Source organism: Vibrio sp. 811 (genome assembly GCF_033339195.1).
Genome location: NZ_JAWOUB010000892.1, coordinates 1 through 531, shown reverse-complemented (window position 1 = coordinate 531; position 531 = coordinate 1). Strand labels below are relative to the sequence as shown.

Below are 531 nucleotides of genomic sequence, written 5' to 3'. Positions count from 1 at the left end.
CGCCACTCACTGAGTCAGCAGCTCAATCACTGATGACCATCGCTGATATGGCCCCACCAAAAATCCAAGAGCGACTAAAAAGGCTCGCAGATATGGCAGAAAAATCTAGCCAATAACCATCCACCATCATCAAGTTCGGTAAAATTTAGATAGAAAAAAACCAGGTCGAAACCTGGTTTTTAATATTCTTTGACTAACTTATGCTAGCACCATGTTTGGCTCTGCAAAAGCGACTGGAGAACCGACTTCTTCTTCGAAAGTTGTCCATTCCCATGCTTCTTGATCCGCCAATACTGCGCGTAGAAGTTGGTTGTTTAAACCGTGACCTGATTTATAAGCACGGAATTCACCAATAATTGGATGACCACACATGTAAAGGTCGCCAATTGCATCTAACACCTTGTGAGTAACAAACTCATTCTCAAAGCGCAGACCTTCTTCGTTCAGAATTCGGTAATCGTCCAATACGATAGCATTGTCGAAACTACCACCCAAAACTAGGTTTTGAGATTGTAGGTACTCGATATCACG

Annotated in this window: 1 protein-coding gene and 1 pseudogene; one reads left to right on the top strand and one right to left on the bottom strand. The window is 42.7% G+C overall.

Annotated features, from left to right (window positions below):
- Window positions 1-116, top strand: a pseudogene (locus R7Q46_RS29980) (DUF721 domain-containing protein); the annotation flags it as partial.
- Window positions 117-198: 82 nt separating this feature from the next.
- Here R7Q46_RS29980 and R7Q46_RS29975 read toward each other — a convergent pair.
- Window positions 199-531 (bottom strand): UDP-3-O-acyl-N-acetylglucosamine deacetylase (locus R7Q46_RS29975; protein ID WP_318078694.1); only part of this gene is annotated, 333 nt, incomplete at its 5' end.